General features: G+C 66.5%; 13 protein-coding genes. 4 read left to right on the top strand and 9 right to left on the bottom strand.

Annotated elements, in window-relative coordinates; translation table 11 throughout:
* Window positions 1-61: 61 nt before the first annotated feature.
* Window positions 62-361 carry a sarcosine oxidase subunit delta gene (locus QAR72_RS02145; protein ID WP_304615716.1) on the bottom strand — a complete coding sequence of 100 codons (300 nt, stop codon included), beginning with the start codon at window positions 359-361 and terminating at the stop codon, window positions 62-64.
* A gap of 24 nt (window positions 362-385) precedes the next feature.
* Window positions 386-1,639, bottom strand: a complete 1,254-nt coding sequence (locus tag QAR72_RS02150; protein WP_304615717.1) for a sarcosine oxidase subunit beta family protein — start codon at window positions 1,637-1,639, stop codon at window positions 386-388.
* Between the two features lie 96 nt (window positions 1,640-1,735).
* Here QAR72_RS02150 and QAR72_RS02155 point away from each other — a divergent pair, with 96 nt between their 5' ends.
* On the top strand, window positions 1,736-2,731 hold the full coding sequence (locus tag QAR72_RS02155; RefSeq protein WP_304615718.1) for a GlxA family transcriptional regulator: 996 nt from the start codon (window positions 1,736-1,738) through the stop codon (window positions 2,729-2,731).
* Here QAR72_RS02155 and QAR72_RS02160 read toward each other — a convergent pair.
* Both QAR72_RS02160 and QAR72_RS02165 read right to left on the bottom strand, forming a co-directional pair.
* Window positions 2,715-3,782, bottom strand: coding sequence for a hybrid-cluster NAD(P)-dependent oxidoreductase (locus tag QAR72_RS02160; RefSeq protein WP_304615719.1), 1,068 nt, complete (start codon window positions 3,780-3,782; stop codon window positions 2,715-2,717). The genes QAR72_RS02155 and QAR72_RS02160 overlap by 17 nt on opposite strands.
* Window positions 3,783-3,786: 4 nt before the next feature.
* Window positions 3,787-5,025, bottom strand: coding sequence for an aromatic ring-hydroxylating oxygenase subunit alpha (locus tag QAR72_RS02165; RefSeq protein ID WP_304615720.1), 1,239 nt, complete (start codon window positions 5,023-5,025; stop codon window positions 3,787-3,789).
* Window positions 5,026-5,176: 151 nt separating this feature from the next.
* On the opposite strand from QAR72_RS02165, the gene QAR72_RS02170 reads away from it, so the two are divergent.
* A complete protein-coding gene (locus QAR72_RS02170; RefSeq protein WP_304615721.1) occupies window positions 5,177-6,082 on the top strand; it encodes a LysR family transcriptional regulator in 906 nt (301 codons plus the stop codon).
* Between the two features lie 24 nt (window positions 6,083-6,106).
* On the opposite strand, the gene QAR72_RS02175 is transcribed toward QAR72_RS02170, so the two are convergent.
* From QAR72_RS02175 to QAR72_RS02190, 4 genes are all read right to left on the bottom strand, one after another.
* Entirely contained in the window at window positions 6,107-8,677 is a 2,571-nt protein-coding gene (locus QAR72_RS02175; RefSeq protein ID WP_304615722.1) for a GcvT family protein, read from the bottom strand.
* 70 nt (window positions 8,678-8,747) lie between these two features.
* Window positions 8,748-9,653, bottom strand: a complete 906-nt coding sequence (folD, locus tag QAR72_RS02180) for a bifunctional methylenetetrahydrofolate dehydrogenase/methenyltetrahydrofolate cyclohydrolase FolD (protein ID WP_304615723.1) — start codon at window positions 9,651-9,653, stop codon at window positions 8,748-8,750.
* On the bottom strand, window positions 9,650-10,582 hold the full coding sequence (locus tag QAR72_RS02185; RefSeq protein ID WP_304615724.1) for an electron transfer flavoprotein subunit alpha/FixB family protein: 933 nt from the start codon (window positions 10,580-10,582) through the stop codon (window positions 9,650-9,652). Before QAR72_RS02185 ends, folD begins: the two co-directional genes overlap by 4 nt.
* A 17-nt stretch (window positions 10,583-10,599) precedes the next feature.
* Window positions 10,600-11,349: an electron transfer flavoprotein subunit beta/FixA family protein gene (locus QAR72_RS02190; protein WP_304615725.1), complete on the bottom strand. Its 750-nt coding sequence runs from the start codon at window positions 11,347-11,349 to the stop codon at window positions 10,600-10,602.
* Window positions 11,350-11,565: 216 nt separating this feature from the next.
* On the opposite strand from QAR72_RS02190, the gene QAR72_RS02195 reads away from it, so the two are divergent.
* A complete protein-coding gene (locus QAR72_RS02195; protein WP_304615726.1) occupies window positions 11,566-12,588 on the top strand; it encodes a GlxA family transcriptional regulator in 1,023 nt (340 codons plus the stop codon).
* Window positions 12,589-12,636: 48 nt separating this feature from the next.
* Here QAR72_RS02195 and QAR72_RS02200 read toward each other — a convergent pair whose 3' ends face one another.
* Complete coding sequence (locus QAR72_RS02200) at window positions 12,637-14,163, bottom strand: BCCT family transporter (protein ID WP_304615816.1); 1,527 nt, start codon at window positions 14,161-14,163, stop codon at window positions 12,637-12,639.
* A gap of 608 nt (window positions 14,164-14,771) precedes the next feature.
* On the opposite strand from QAR72_RS02200, the gene purU reads away from it, so the two are divergent.
* Complete coding sequence (purU, locus tag QAR72_RS02205) at window positions 14,772-15,656, top strand: formyltetrahydrofolate deformylase (protein WP_304615727.1); 885 nt, start codon at window positions 14,772-14,774, stop codon at window positions 15,654-15,656.
* Window positions 15,657-15,703 lie beyond the last annotated feature (47 nt).

Below are 15,703 nucleotides of genomic sequence, written 5' to 3' on the forward strand. Positions count from 1 at the left end.
AAGGTGAAGCTGACGGGCTTGGCGGGATCGACCCGGCCCATGCCGGGGATGCGGTAACGGCTCATTCCGCGGCCTCCAGTTTGGCGGGGGCCGGGCGTTCCTCGCCGGCCTTGTAGGTCATCAGGAAACGGTCGCTGACCGTGTCGCGGCAGGCGTTGAAGAAGCGCCCGCAGCCATGGATGTGGCGCCAGCGCTCGTAATGCGGGCCGCGCGCGTTGGTGCGGATGAAGAGGAAATCACGCCATTCCTCGTCCGACAGGGCCATGGGATCGGCCGGGCGCGAGATATGCGCCTCGCCGGCATAGGCGAACTCGGCCTCGGGCAGGGTCTCGTCGCAATAGGGGCAGTGGATCAGAAGCATGGTGAACCTCTCAGTGCGCGCAGACTAGTGGGCAACTGCGGCGGCGGCGGCTTCGTCGATCAGCCGGCCGGTGGTGAAGCGTTCAAGCGTGAAGGGCGCGTTGATCGGGTGCGGCTCGTCCTTGGCGACGGTCCAGGCCAGCGTGTGCGCCGCGCCGGGGGTGGCCTTGAAGCCGCCGGTGCCCCAACCGCAGTTGACGTAGAGCCCCTTGACCGGCGTCTTGCCGAGGATCGCCGAGCGGTCGGGCGTCACGTCCACGATCCCGCCCCATTTGCGCAGCATCCGCATGCGGTTGAAGATCGGGAAGACCTCGCAGATGGCGGCAACCGTGTGCTCGATCAGCGGCAGGCCGCCGCGCTGGCTGTAGCTGGTGTACTGGTCGGTGCCCGAGCCGATCACCAGCTCGCCCTTGTCGGACTGGCTGATATAGGCGTGAACGGTGTTCGACATCACGACGCAGGGGAAGATAGGCTTGACCGGCTCGCTGACCAGCGCCTGCAGCGGGAAGCTTTCCAGCGGCATCCGCACGCCCGCGCTGTCCATGACCACGCTGGTGTTGCCCGCGGCGGAAACCGCGACCTTCTTGGCCTTGATGAAGCCTTTCGCGGTATCGACGCCCTGCACCGAACCGTCGGGCCCGCGCCGGATCGCGATGACCGGGCAGTTCTGGATGATGTCGACGCCCCGCGCCGCCGCCGCCCGCGCATAGCCCCAGGCCACCGCGTCGTGCCGCGCCGTACCCGCCCGCATCTGGAGGGCGGCGCCCATCACCGGGTAGCGCGCGTCAGGGCTGATGTTCAGCGGCGGGCAGAAGGCCTTGGCCTCCTCCTTCGTCAGCCAGCGGTTGTCGACGCCGTTCAGGCGGTTCGCGTGGATGTGGCGCTGGAAGGACTGCACGTCATGGACGTTGTGCGCCAGCATCATCACGCCGCGCTTGGAGTACATGACGTTGTAGTTCAGCTCCTGGCTGAGGTTCTCCCACAGGTCCAGCGCGTGATCGTAGAGCCGCGCGCTTTCGTCGTAGAGATAGTTCGAGCGGATGATGGTCGTGTTCCGGCCCGTGTTGCCGCCGCCCAGCCAGCCCTTGTCGATCACCGCGACATTGGTGATGCCGTGCTCTTTCGCGAGGTAATACGCCGCGCCCAGGCCGTGGCCGCCCGCGCCGACGATGACGACGTCGTATTCGGCCTTGGGCTGGCTGTCGGGCCACTGCTCGCGCCAGTTCTTGTGGCCCGTCAGCGCATTCTTCAGCAGGGACATGGCAGAGAAACGTTGCATGGCGGGGGCCCTCTTCATCGCATCTGATTGTCACATTATGGTTTCATCGGTGCGGCTGGTTGTAGATTTGCGCCAGCCGTCGTGTAGGATCGCGTCATGAGCCCGATACCCGCCACAACCCGTCTGCGAGTCGCCTTTCTGCTGGCCGATCAGTTCACGCTGTCGGCCTTTGCGAACTTCGTGGACGTGCTGCGGCTGGCCGCCGACGACGCGGACAAGTCGCGCCCGATTCTCTGCGACTGGACGGTTCTGGCCGAGCGGATGGACCCGATCCGGTCCAGTTGCGGGGTGCGCGTGCAGCCCGACACGCCGCTGCGCCGGGCGGGGGTCTTCGACTATCTGGTGGTGGTCGGCGGCCTCATCAGCGACCGCGCGGCCTTTGGCCCGCAGGCGCTGGACTTCATGCGCGAGACGGCAGCGCGGGGGGTGCCGCTGGTCGGGCTCTGCACCGGGGTCTTCACGCTTCAGGCGGCGGGCCTGCTGCAAGGCTATCGCTGCTGCGTCAGCTGGTTCCACCACCAGGATTTCATCGACCGGTTCGAGCACGAGACGCCCGTATCGGACCAGATCTTCGTGGTGGACCGCGACCGGCTGACATGCTCGGGCGGGCACGGGGCGGCGCATCTGGCGGCCTTCCTGGTTCAGCGCCATGTCGGGCAATCGGCGGCGACCAAAAGCCTGAACATCATGATGATCGAGGATGCGCTGAGCGGTCAGCGCGCCCAGCCCGGCCAGATGCTGGCCCGGCAGGCGCGGGACGAACTGGTCAAGCGCGCGGTGCTGAAGATGCAGCAGAACATCGAACAACCGCTGAGCGTGGACGAGATCGCCGCCGCCCTCGGCACGGCGCGGCGCACGCTGGAACGGCGGTTCCAGGCGGATCTGGGCCAGTCACCCCGCCGGATCTATCTGGAGATCCGGCTGGACCGCGCCACGACGCGGCTGCGCCAGACCGAGCAATCGGTGACGGATATCGCGCTGGCCTGCGGCTTTTGCGACGCGCCGCATCTGGCGCGATCGCTCAAGGCCGAGCGCGGCCTGACTCCCGGCGAAATCCGCAGCGCGCGGTCTGAGGCTACGCCTCCAGCGTGACAAGCCCGCGCGGATGCGAGCAGCAGGCGAGGATGTAGCCCTCTTCGACCTCGTCGTCGCTGATGCCGCCGTTATGGACCATGTGCACCTCGCCGGACAGCTTTCGGATGCGGCAGCTGCCGCAGACGCCCATGCTGCAACCATAGGGAATGGCGACCCCGGCCGCGCGGGCGGCCTGCAGCACCGTGTCCGTCGGGGTGCAGGTATGGGTGATGCCCGAATCCTGGAACACCAGCTGCGCGCCTTCAGCAGGGGTGGCCTCGGCATCGCCGGTCTCGACCGGCGGCGGATCGGCCGCTTCGGGCGCACCGAAGCTTTCCTGGTGGTAATGCGCCATGTCGAAGCCAAGGCCCGCCAGCGCCTCGCTGACCGATTGCATGAAGCCCGCCGGGCCGCAGCAGAAGACCTCGCGTTCAAGATAGTCGGGCGCCATCAGCCCCAGCATCAGCTGGTTGAACCGGCCCTTGTAGCCGGTCCAGGGCTGGTAGATGTCGGCCTGCTGCACGACCCATTTCAGGTCCAGCCCCTCGATCCGGGTGGCCATATGCTCGAGACGCCGCTTGAAGATGATCTCGGACGGGCGCTGCGCGCAATTGACAAAGACGATGTCGCAATGACGGCCCAGATCATAGATCTCGGTCGTCATCGACATCATCGGCGTGATCCCCGATCCGGCCGAGATGAAAAGGTATTTCCGCGCCGGAAAATGGGTCGAGGTGAAGCGCCCGGCAGGGCCGCGCGCCTTCAGCTGCATGCCGGGGCGCAGATTGTCGATGATCCAGCGCGTCCCGATCGAGCCGGGCTGCGCCTTGATCGTGATCGTCAGCGATTTCGGCCGCGTGGGCGAGGACGAGATCGTGTAGGTGCGGTGGATCGTGCCACCCGGCAGGGGCAGTTCCAGCGTCAGGAACTGGCCGGCCAGAAACTCGAAGGGCCGGCCGGACGGCGCCTGAAAGCACACCGTCACGACGTTGGGGGATTCGGGCAGGATCGAGACGCATTCCAGCGGTTCGTCATCGGTCCATTTCGCTGTCTGCCGGGCGTCGAGCATCGGTTTACTCCGCCGCCATCGCCAGACCCGGCTGGCGAGCGCGCAGGCGGTCCAGATACCAGTTCACGAACTGGATCACCCCATCCTCGTGGATCGTCGAGTAGGGGCCGGGCTGGTATGCTGGCGAGCAGATGCCCTGCTGGTTGTGCTCGACCACGCGGCGATCCTCGTCATTGGTGTGTTCCCAGACGGTGGTCAGGTTCTTCAGGTCGTAATCCACGCCCTCGACCGCGTCCTTGTGGACCAGCCATGTGGTCTGGACCTCGGTCTCCATCGGGCTGATCGGGGTCACGCGGAAGGTGATCGAGTGGTCCGTCAGAAAATGGTTCCACGTCGTCGGGTAATGGAACATCAGCAGCGTCCCGGCATCGAGGAACGGCACCCGGCCAAGCCGCTTCTGCACGGCGATCTTGCCGTTGATCGTGTAGCTTTCCGCCCCGTCCAGCAGCGGCATCCGTGCCACGCGGAACTGTCCGTCCGGCGCCATGCGGAACCGCGAGGGCGCGCCCGCGCCTTCCAGACGGTTGAAGTGGTTCTCGACCTTTTCCGGGAAGGTGCCGTCCGGGCTGACGCCGGTGATCGAGGGATCCTCGGGATAGGTGCGGCACAGATCAGGATGGTTGCCCGCGCAGTGATAGCATTCGCGGTTGTTTTCCCAGACCAGCTTCCAGTTGCCGTTCTCGATGATCGTGGACTGGAAGGCGACCTTGGCGTCGGACAGGTCATGCACGCCCAGATAGGGCGTCACAGTGCTGGCGAAGGCATCGCAATCGGGCGCCTCGTCGGCAAGGCAGATATAGACGAGGCCCGCGACCTCACGGCAATGCACGGTCTTGAGGTTGTGCTGCGTCGGGTCGAAATCCTCGCCCATGTCGCGCGCCCAGAGCAGCTTTCCGTCGAGGCCGTAGGTCCATTGGTGATAGGGGCAGGTCAGCTTGGCCACCTTGCCCTGCGCGACCGAGCAGATGACCGAGCCGCGATGGCGGCAGGAATTGTGGAAGGCGCGGATGCCGCCCTGGTTGTCGCGCAGGACGATCACGTCATAGGCGCCGATCCGCAGCCGCTGGAAGCTGCCCGCCTTGTCCAGGGCGCAGGCGGGCATCGCATAGAGCCAGTCGCGGTAGAAGATCGTTTCCATGTCATGCGCGAACACCTCGGCCGAGGTGTAGAAGGCTTGCGGCAGCCCGTGGCCGGGCTTGTGCTGCGCGATGAGGTCGGAGAGGGGCTGGGGACGTCCTGGCATGGTGGGCTCCTGCAAAGCCGGATGTGTCTGGCGCCACGAAGCCAGTCCGCAAGGCGCTTGACAATGGGATAAAATCTCATCTGACATTAGCTTGGTTAAACCCTTGCCGCTGCGTCATCGCAGCGACCCTTCCCCTGCCGGATGCGACATCATGCCCAAGCCCTATAACCTGCCCCCGCTTGGCGACCTGGCCTGTTTCGAGGTCGCGGCCCGGCATCTCAGCTTCAAGCGAGCCGCGTCGGAACTGAACGTGACGCCCGCCGCCGTCAGCCACCGCATCAAGGCGCTGGAGCTGGAACTGGGCCAGCCCTTGTTCTTGCGGCATTATCGCGGGGTCGAGCTGACCGAGGCAGGCGCGCTGCTGTTCGTCGCGCTGCAACGCGGGCTGGAGGGCATCGCCGAAAGCGTCGGGCGCATCCGCAACCGCTCGGTCCGGTCGGGCGTGTCGATCGCCGCCACCACCGCCGTCAGCACGCTGTGGCTGATGCCGCGGCTGGCGGGCTTTCTGGCCCTGCATCCCGAGATCACGCTGTCGCAGCTGGTGCAGGACGGACCGGCGCCAGAAGGCGTCGATCTGAGCATCCATTACGGCGATCCGTCCGAGGTTCCGGACGAAACCGTGGTGCTGATGCAGGACCGCATCCTTGCGCTTGGCACACGCCGATTCGCCGAACGTCACGCCATTCGCGATCTGGCCGATCTGGCGCGGGCGCCCTTGATCCATACGCGCTCGGACGAGCCGGAATGGACCACCTGGCCCGATTGGTTCCGCGCGATGGCGGGGGTCGAGCCGACCGGCCCCGGCTTTGCGCTGAACAATCACCTCGTCTCGTTGCAGGCGGCCGAGGATCATATCGGAGCCGTTCTCGGCTGGGAGGCCCTGCTGCACCCGCATCTGTCCAGCGGCAGGCTGGTGCCGCTGGTTCCGCAGGCGTTGCCATCGCCCTGGCCGTTCTATCTGCGGATCCACGGCCGACCGTCCTCGAATGCCCGCCAGCTGGCCGATTGGCTGGAGGCGCAACGCGATGTCGCGGCCGATCCTCCGGCCGCGACTTGATTTAGTTTAACTAACCGCTTCGCCTCAGCTGCGCGGCTTCGTGTTCTCCGGGTCGTAGAGCGGCGCGTAGCCGATGCCCGCGACCTCGACCGGGTAGAGTTCGTCGAAATAGCTGACCTGCAGCTTGCGGCCCATCTGGCAGTATTCCCAGGGCAGGTAAGCCAGCGCGATGTTCTTGCCCACGGTCGGGCCGTAGGCGATCGAGGTCGTGTAGGAACGCCGCCCGAGGCTGTCGATCAGCACGGCGCCCGTGTCCGGATCGATCACCGGCAGCGTGCCGACCGGATAGCGGGCGACGCCCGAGGCATCGAAGTTGTCGGTCATCACCAGCGTGCAGAGCATCGCCGGCTGGTGATCGCGCGCGCGGTATTCGAGGTGCTTTTCCTTGCCGCAGAAGTCCGCCTCCTTGACCTTGGGGCGGGCGAGGTCGGCCTCGAGCAGGTTGTACTGCGTCAGAAGGTCCGCGTTCTGCAGGCGCAGCGACTTTTCCAGACGGCGCGAGTTGGCGTAGGTCTCGATCCCCACCGCCATGACCCCGGCGCCGCGCAGCGCGTCCCAGACCGCGAGGCCGTCGGAATAGGGCATGTGCAGCTCCCAGCCCCGCTCGCCGACATAGGAGATGCGGAAGGCCATCACCTTGCGGCCCGCGATCTCGATCTCGCGGATCGCGGCGAAGGGGAAGTTCGCCGCGTCCAGCGCGTCCGGGTCCGCGACCACCGTCTTCAGCCGCTCGCGCGCGTTCGGGCCCCAGATGCCGATCGTGGTGTAGTCCTCGGTCACGTCGGTGATCGTCACGTCGAGGCCGCGGTCCTGCGCCACGCGGCGCATGTGGATCGGATCCCGCGGGCCGGCGTCCGCCCCGTTCACCAGCCGGCAGCGGTCCGCCATGCGGAAGACGGTGAAGTCGGCGCGGACCATCCCCTGATCGTCCAGCATGTGGGTGTAGATGCCCTTGCCGATGTTGGCGTCCCCGCCGATCTTCGCGGCACACAGCCACTCCATCAGCGCCACATGGTCCGGCCCCGAGATGTCGGTCATGTGGAAATGCGAGAGGTTGATGATGCCGCAGTCGACGCTCATCTCCAGCTGCTCGGCGTTGGACACGCGCCAGAAGTGGCGGCTGTCCCATTCATTCAGGCGCTCGGGGACCTGACCCGCGTATTTCTCCAGCAGGTGCTCGTTGGCGGCATAGCCATGCGCGCGCTCCCAGCCCCCCAGCTCCATGAAGTAGCCGCCCAGCTCCTTCTCGCGCTCGTGGAAGGGCGAGCGGCGGATGCCGCGGCCGTTCGCGAAGGGCTCGCGCGGGTGGACCGGCGGGTTGTAGATCTTGGCCGCCGTCTCCTCGCAGCGGCCGGCGATGAAGTCCTCGGTCAGCTGGAAGTCGCTGAAGCGGGCATAGTCGATCCGGTTGTGGTCGATCTCGGTCCGGCCGGTGGTCATCCAGTCGGCGATCAGCTTGCCCATGCCGGGCCCGTCCTTGACCCAGATCGCGACGGCGTACCACAGGCCCCGCAGCTTGCGGCTTTCGCCCATGGACGGGCCGCCATCGGTCGTCGTCTGCAGAAGCCCGTTGAACGAGTGGCTCTCGTTGAAGCCCAGCTCGGCCAGGATCGGCGTCAGCTCCATCGCCCGCTCGAGCGGTTCGATCACGTCGTCCAGCACCAGGTCGCGCTGCGAGGGCGAGAGCCGCGCCTCGTGCTTTTCCAGCAGGTCACGCGGATGGACCATCCGCACGTCCTTCTCGTAGTAATAGCCCCACTCGATCTGGCCGCCCTCGGTCGTGGTCGGATCGCCGGTGTCGCGCAGGTAGGCCGAGTTGCCCTGGTCGCGCAGCAGCGGGCGCCCGATCTCGAGCCCGGTGCCGGCGAACTCCTCGTAGGGGCCGAAGAAGGTCAGCGGGTGATCGACCGGCATCACCGGCAGGTCCTCGCCCGCCATCTCGGCGATCAGCCGCCCCCAGAGGCCCGCGCAGACCACCACGTGATCGGCCATGATCGTCCCGCGGGTGGTCCGAACGCCGGTGATGCGGCCGTTCTCGTGCAGCAGCTCCAGCGCCGGCGTGTTGGCGAAAGCCTTCAGCTTGCCCGCGGCCTCGGCCATGTCGACCAGCTTGCCCGCGACCGTCTGCGAGCGCGGCACCACGAGGCCCGCATCGGGGTCCCACAGTGCGCCCTGGATCTGGTCTTCCTCGAGCAGCGGGAACTTCGCCTTGGCCTCGGCCGCCGAGATGATGGAAACGTTGGTGCCGAACGCCTTGCCGCTGTCCACCCGCCGCTTCAGCTCGGCCATGCGGGCGTCGTCACCGACCCGCGCGACCTCAAGGCCCCCAATGCGTTTGTAATGGCCGAGCTTCTCGTAGAAATCCATGGAATACATGGTCGTCCAGCAGGACAGAAGATCGTGGCTGGTCGCGTAGCAGAAGTCCGAGGCATGCGCGGTCGAGCCGATATCGGTCGGGATGCCGGACTTGTCGATGCCGACGATATCGTCCCAGCCGTTCTCGATCAGGTGATGCGCGACCGAGGCACCGACGATGCCGCCGAGGCCGACAATGACGACGCGGGCGCGAGAGGGAAAGCTGGACATCTTGCTCATCCTTGAACGTTGTGGCGAGGCGGCGGGGCCGCTGGTGGTTACTATGCCGCATCACACGGCGGGCGATCCGTCAATCGATCTTCGGGGCAGAGAGCCCGGTGCGACGATAAGCAGCGATCAGGGTATTGTGCATCAGCGTCATGATGGTCATCGGGCCGACCCCGCCCGGCACCGGCGTGATGGCGCGGGCGCGCTGGCTGGCGCCTGCGAAATCCACGTCGCCGACGAGACATGTGCGGCCGTCGCGGATGACGCGGCTGGTGCCCACATCGATCACCGTCGCGCCCGGCTTGATCCATTCGCCGCGGATCATCTCGGCCGATCCGACGGCGGCCACGACGATATCGGCACGGCCCACCTTGGCGGCCAGATCGCGCGTGCGCGAATGCGCCATCGTCACGGTGCAATTCGCGCCCAGCAGAAGCTGCGCCATCGGCTTGCCCACCAGGATCGAGCGGCCGACGACAATCGCATCCAGCCCCGACAGATCGCCCAGGCTGTCCTGAAGCAGCATCAGGCAGCCAAGCGGCGTGCACGAGACCAGCCCCGGCAGACCCGAGGCCAGATAACCCGCGTTGACGGGGTGAAGGCCATCGACATCCTTGGAGGGGTCGATGGCCTCGATCACGGCAAGGCTGTCCAGATCGCCGGGCAGCGGCAGCTGCACGAGGATGCCGTCCACGGCCTCGTCAGCATTCAGGCGCGCGACAAGCGCCATCAGCTCGGCCTGCGAGACGCTTGCCGGCAGGACATGCTCGAAGCTCTCCATGCCCAGCTTGCGCGCCATGCGGCCCTTGGAACGCACATAGATCTCGCTGGCGGGGTCGGTGCCGACCAGAACAACGGCCAGTCCCGGCGCGCGGCCGGTCTGCGCGGCGAAGTCGCCGACCTGCCGCGCGATCCGCTCGCCCAAAGTATCGGCAAAGGCCCTGCCGTCGATGATGGCGGCCTCGGCCGCGCGGGCCTCGGCGATCACAGGGCGCGCTCCATCTCGGGGAGGACGTCGAAGATGTCGCCGACGATGCCATAATCCGCGACCTGGAAGATCGGCGCTTCGGAATCGTTGTTGATGGCGACGATGATGCGGCTGTCCTTCATGCCCGCCAGATGCTGGATCGCACCCGAGATCCCGCAGGCGATGTAGAGATCCGGCGCCACGACCTTGCCGGTCTGGCCCACTTGGAAGTCGTTCGCGGCATAGCCCGCATCGACCGCGGCGCGGGACGCGCCCACGGCGGCGCCCAGCTTGTCGGCAAGGGGGTTGATGACCTGTTCGAACCGTTCCTTCGAGCCAAGCGCGCGCCCGCCCGAGACGACGATCCGGGCCGAGGACAGATCCGGGCGGTCATTGGCCGAAAGCAGGTTCTCGCGGAAGCGCGAGGGGGTCGGCAGATCGGCGCCCTCGACGGCCGTCACCGGCGCCGTGGCGCTGCCGGCCGCGGCGGGGGCGAAGCTTGCGCTGCGGATGGTCAGCACGCGCACGGGCTCGGCCGACTGGACGACCTCGATCGCGTTGCCGGCATAGATCGGGCGCTTGAACGTGTCGGAGGCCACGACCTCGATCACCTCCGAGACCTGCATCACGTCCAGAAGCGCGGCCACGCGGGGCATCACGTTCTTGCCGCTGCTGGTGGCGGGGGCGACGATCGTGTCATACCCCGCCGCAAGCGAGACGATCAGCGCGGCGCAAGGCTCGGCCAGACGCTCGGCCAGCGCGTCGCCTTGGGCCAGAAGGACGCGGCGCACGCCCTCCAGCCGGGCGGCGGCCTCTGCGGCGGGTGCGGCGCCCTGCCCCGCGATCAGGATGTCCACATCGGCGCCGATCCGGCGCGCGGCGGTCAGCGCGCGCGCGCTGTGCTCGGACAGTGAGGCATTGTCGTGGTCGGCAAAGAGAAGGATGGCCATGGCGATGTCTTTCCCAATCAGAGGACGGCGGCTTCGGATTTCAGCCGGTCGAGAAGCTCGGCGACGCTGCCGACCCTGATGCCGCTGGCGCGGGAGGCGGGCTCTTCGACGCGGATGACGTTCAGGCGGGGCGCGACCGAGACACCCAGCTCTTCGGGCGTCTGCTGGACCAGCGGCTTCTTCTTGGCCTTCATGATGTTGGGAAGGCTGGCATAGCGCGGCTCGTTCAGGCGCAGGTCGGCGGTGATGACGGCAGGCAGGCTGACCTCGATCTGCTGCAGGCCGCCATCGATCTCGCGCGTGACCAAGGCGCGATCGCCCGCCAGTTCCACGGCCGAGGCAAAGGTCGCCTGGCTCCAGCCCAGCAGCGCGGACAGCATCTGGCCGGTCTGGTTGCAATCGTCGTCGATCGCCTGCTTGCCCAGAATCACCAGCCCGGCCTCTTCGGCCTGGGCCACGCGCTGCAAGATCTTTGCGACAGCCAGGGGCTCGATCCGGCCCTCGGCGGCGATCAGGATGGCGCGGTCGGCACCCATGGCCAAAGCGGTCCGCAGCACGTCCTGCGCCTGGGCAGGACCGACCGAGACAACCACGACCTCGGTCGCATCGCCGGCTTCCTTCATGCGGACGGCCTGTTCGACGGCGATCTCGTCGAACGGGTTCATCGACATCTTGGCATTGGCCAGTTCTACGCCAGAACCGTCTGTTTTCACGCGGATCTTCACGTTGTAATCGACCACCCGCTTCACCGGGACCAGGATCTTCATGACGGCTCCTCTCTGTCGATGGCCCCGCAGCGGGGGCTTTTGCCCGTGCCGCCCCTGCCTTGCGCGGGATCGTCGGGAAACGACCCTGTCGTGGCAGAGCGCGGCCTCTGTTGTCGCCAACATTGCCGTTTCGCGGCCCCCCGCGACAGGACGTTTGCGTCATCGCGGTATTAGAGCTACGACATGGCACCGTCACAATCAGCCCGAGGCCGCGCCATGAGCCTTGCCGCCACCCCCGCCCGCCCCGGCATCGCCCGCCCGCTGCGCCGCCAGCAGGGCGATACCCGCCTGTCCGTGGGTTTCATCCTCGCCAAGCGATTCACCCTGTGCGCCTTCGCGAATTTCGTTGATGTTCTGCGACTTGCCGCGGACGAGGGCGACCGCAGCCGCCCCATCCTGTGCAACTGGACCGTCCTGTCCGAGACGATGGAACCCGTCACGTCAAGCTGCGGGATCAGCGTCCAGCCCAAGGAACGGCTGGGCGATCCGGCCCGATTCGACTATATCGCCGTAATCGGCGGCCTGATGGAGGACGAGGCCGTCCTGCAGCCCGGTTATCATCGTTTCCTGCACGATGCGGCCGCGATGGGCGTTCCGTTGATCGGCGTCTGCACCGGCGCGTTCCTGCTGCACCAGGCGGGGTTGCTGCAGGGCTATCGCTGCTGCGTCAGCTGGTTCCACCATGCCGACTTTCTGGAACAGTTCGAGGGGCTGAACCCGGTCACCGACCAGATCTTCGTCGTGGACCGCGACCGGCTGACCTGCTCGGGCGGGGCCAGTTCCGCGCATCTGGCGGCCTATCTGGTGGACAAGCATGTCGGCCGCGCCCAGGCCAGCAAGAGCCTGCACATCATGATCATCGACGAGGCGCTGCAGGCCGACAAGCCCCAGCCCGGCATCACGATGGATTTCAAGACGCGCGATCCGATGGTGCTGCGCGCGCTGCTGTTGATGCAGCAGAACATCGAGCAGCCCTTCACCGTGGCCGAGATCGCCGAACGCATCGGCCACAGCAAGCGCCAGCTGGAACGGCACTTCCAGACCGCGCTCGGCACCTCGCCGCAGGCGGCGTTTCTGGACATGCGGCTGTCGCTCGCACATCACCTGATCGTCACGGGCGAGCGGCCGATCTCTCAGATCGCGCTGGAATGCGGCTTTTGCGACAGTTCGCATCTGAGCCGCATGTTCCGCCGCCGCTACGGCCAGACCCCGCAAGCCGTGCGGCAGGCCCACGCATGAGAAAGGCCCCCGCAGCGGATGCGGGGGCCCGAGTTCGTTTTCAAGGGGTCAGCGCGGCTCGCTGGCCAGACCCTTCCAGATCGCGACGCACATCAGAAGCAGCAGCACCGTAAAGGGCAGCCCGGTCGAGATGACCATCGATTGCAGCGCCCCCAGACCGCCCGCCGACAGCAGCAGGACGACCGCGATCACGGCCTCGAAGACGCACCAGAAGACGCGCTGCGGGACCGGGGCATCGACCTTGCCGCCCGAGGTGATCGTGTCGATCACCAGCGATCCCGAATCCGACGAGGTGACGAAGAACACGATCACCAGCACGATCCCCACGAAGGACGTGATCTGCGTCAGCGGCAGCCCGTCCAGCATGGCGAACAGCTGCAGCGGCAGGTCGGCATCGCGGACCACGCCGTAGCCCTCGCGGACCACCTGGCTGATCGCCTCGCCGCCGAAGATCGACATCCAGATCACGCAGACCAGCGACGGGATCAGCAGCACGCTGATGATGAATTCACGCACGGTCCGGCCACGCGAGACGCGGGCGATGAACATGCCGACAAAGGGCGACCAGCTGATCCACCACGCCCAGTAGAACGAGGTCCAGCCCTGCATGAAGTTCACGTCATCGCGCCCGACCGGGTTCGACAGCGCCGGCAGATATTGCACATAGGCCATCAGGAAGTTGCCCATGTCGGTGATCAGCAGCAGCGTCGGCCCCGCGAACAGCACGAACATCAGCAGGCCGAAGGCCAGCACCATGTTGATCTCGGACATGCGCTTGACGCCGGCTTCCAGCCCGCGGATCACCGAATAGAGCGCGATGGCCGTGATGCCGATGATCAGGATCGTCTGCGAGGTCTCGTTGATCGGCATGCCGAACAGCTTGTTGAAGCCGGCATTGGCCTGCACCGCGCCGAGGCCAAGCGAGGTCGCCAGACCGAACAGCGTCGCAAAGACCGCGAGGATGTCGATGATGTGGCCCGGCCAGCCCCAGACGCGTTCACCGAAGATCGGGTAGAAGGCCGAGCGGATCGTCAGCGGCAGGCCCTTGTTGTAGCTGAACAGCGCAAGGCTCAGGCCCACCACCGCATAGATCGCCCAGGGGTGCAGCGCCCAGTGGAAGATCGAGGCCGCCATGCCCAGCCGGATCGCCTCGGCCTCGGTCGCGGCGGCGCCAAGGGGCGCCCAATCCGTCCGGACCCCGTCGGCGCCGACCGCGATGCCGCCCGCCGACGACGTGAAATGGCTCAGCGGTTCGCTGACACCGTAGAACATCAGGCCGATGCCCATGCCCGCCGCGAACAGCATCGAGAACCAGCTGACATAGCCGAAATCGGGCTTGGCCGCCGCGCCGCCCAGGCGGATCTTGCCGTAGGGGCTGACCACCAGGACCAGGCACAGGATCACGAACACGTCCGCAGCGGCGATGAAGAACCAGTCAAAGCCCTTGGTCGCCCCTGAGAAAAGCGCGCTGAAAAGATTTCCCGCCGCCTCCGGCAGCGCCAGCGTGAAGGCCACGAAGGCCACGACGCACAGGGCCGAGATCAGGAAGACCGGGTTGTGGACGCTGTAGGGCATGGCCCCCAGCTGACCCTCGATATTGTCCTGACCGACCTGGTAATCGGTCTGGATCACGCTTTCGGGCGGAGGCGCGTCGGTCCGGTCCCCGGCCTCGCCCTCCTTCGTCACATAGGTCACGCTTACGTCCTCCTGAGTTGGCACCGTGCCTGCCTGAAGGGTTTCCCGCCGATTGGCGCCGTCTTGCTTTTGGCGTGGAAGCACGAGCATCCCCCGGCCGGGTCGCGACGCAACCCGATCCCGCAGGACATGTCCTGCCGACGTTCCATTTCCATGCGATGTGCGGCTGACCCGGCAGCGAGACGAGACAAGCAACTTGAAGTCTGACATTTATGTGTCGAAGTGCCGCAGCGTCGCAGAACGGGCGCGACATTCCGGCGGTAGCATTGCGTCCGCGCCGACATCCCGTCCCGGCCGCGAAACGCGCATCCGGCATGCCGCGGCGCAGCATCGGCGGGCTGGCGCAAAGCTGCTGGCACCGCGTCGCAAATCTTCACGCCGCCCGGATGCCGACCCGCTACCCATGAGACAGGCCAGACCCGCCCCGGCCCCGTGCCGCCGGGCAGATGCATGCCATCCCCCCACGCCACCATCACGAGGACATCGCCATGCCCCAGCTCATCCTGACCGTCTCCTGCCCTGTCCGGACCGGGATCGTCGCAACGATTTCCTCATTCCTGGCGCAGGCCGGCTGCAACATCCATGACAGCTCGCAGTTCACCGACCTGCAGAACGACCGCTTCTTCATGCGCCTCAGTTTCATGTCCGAACAGGGCAAGACCCGCGAGGAACTGGATCAGGCCTTCCGCGCCGCGATCGAGGGCACCGACATCGTCCATGCCTTCCACGATCCCTGCGAAAAGATGAAGGTGGTGATCATGGTCAGCCGCTTCGGGCATTGCCTGAACGACCTGCTCTATCGCTGGCGGATCGGCGCGCTGCCCATCGACATCGTGGCCGTGATCTCGAACCACATGGATTACCAGAAGGTCGTCGTGAACCACGACCTGCCCTTCCATTGCATCAAGGTCACGAAAGAGAACAAGGCCGAGGCCGAGGCCGAACAGATGCGCATCGTGCGCGAGACCGGTGCGGAACTCATCGTGCTGGCGCGCTACATGCAGGTCCTGTCCGACGAGATGTGCCAGCAGATGTCGGGGCGGATCATCAACATCCACCATTCTTTCCTGCCCAGCTTCAAGGGCGCCAATCCCTACAAGCAGGCCTTCGACCGGGGCGTGAAGCTGATCGGCGCGACCAGCCACTATGTCACCGCCGATCTGGACGAGGGTCCGATCATCGAACAGGACACGGTCCGCGTGACCCATGCGCAAAGCGCGGGCGATTATGTCAGCCTTGGCCGCGACGTGGAAAGCCAGGTTCTGGCGCGGGCGATCCACGCCCATATCCACCGCCGGGTGTTCATCAGCGGCGCCAAGACGGTGGTGTTCCCGGCCAGCCCCAACGAATACGCCTCGGAACGGATGGGCTGAGCAGCGGCTTCGACGCCCGCGACCTTTGCCGGTCGCGGGCGCTTGGC

Origin of the sequence: Paracoccus sp. (in: a-proteobacteria) (genome assembly GCF_030604785.1) — a bacterium.
Lineage (GTDB): Bacteria > Pseudomonadota > Alphaproteobacteria > Rhodobacterales > Rhodobacteraceae > Paracoccus.